Raw genomic sequence first — 764 nt, 5'->3', positions numbered from 1 at the left:
TTTTACAATTACATCCAAAGGTATGGTAAGGGTGTATACCATAAAACATAACAAAAACATCAAGGTGACGCTTTACACTCGGCAGTTTTGGTATGGAGTTTGGTGCGCTTGGTTAGTTTATTGTGGCGCACCTTATGTTGGCGTTATGCACCTTAGAGCCAAGTTCATCAATGGTAGAAGGTTCATCGTTCAATACCACGAACTCTCTGGCCATTCGTTCAGCGAAAGGCTGCCTTTTGGCTCCGAGGATAGGCTAGTTGAATGTTTCTTGGTTGTCTTTGAGAACTAACCGTCAGGCTTTCGTTTAACACCCTTTTTGTTCCGTGGTTTCAGGAAGTAGCGCTCCCTTAGGCTTTCAGCTTCATTGAAGGGCAGCCAATCAAGTTTGGTGTCAGGCAGGTAAGAAAGCTCGGCTGGCTTACAGTTGCTGAAAGTTATCTGCGCTCTTAAGTCCAGTATTCGTTGTTGTCCCGGCGAAAGGAGATCATATGCGGATAGGTCTTCGCCCATGTAGAGACAGCATTCTAGGATGGAGTTGCATAACAAAGCAATCAAGGTGACCCGTTACACTCGGCGGTTTTGGTATGGAGTTCAATGTGCTTTGCTAGTTCGGTGTGGGGCACCTTATTGCAGGCGCTGGCGGATCCCCACATAATTTACGCACGATAATTGTTCCTTGCCATTAGAATTAGGGTGGATTGCGCCCAACGAATTGCTGAATCGTTGATGTGATATTCCAGCCGTCGGAAGACCTCTTTTCCTAG

General features: G+C 46.3%; 1 protein-coding gene. It reads left to right on the top strand.

Annotated features, from left to right (window positions below; genetic code table 11):
* Positions 1–289: hypothetical protein (locus tag EIZ48_RS29255; RefSeq protein ID WP_205298645.1), on the top strand; the 289-nt coding region annotated here is incomplete at its 5' end.
* Positions 290–764 lie beyond the last annotated feature (475 nt).

This window comes from Photobacterium alginatilyticum (assembly GCF_009910675.1).
Classification (GTDB): domain Bacteria; phylum Pseudomonadota; class Gammaproteobacteria; order Enterobacterales; family Vibrionaceae; genus Photobacterium; species Photobacterium alginatilyticum.
Note: the sequence above shows the minus strand (reverse complement) of the source record. Positions and strands in the feature narration are given on the sequence as shown.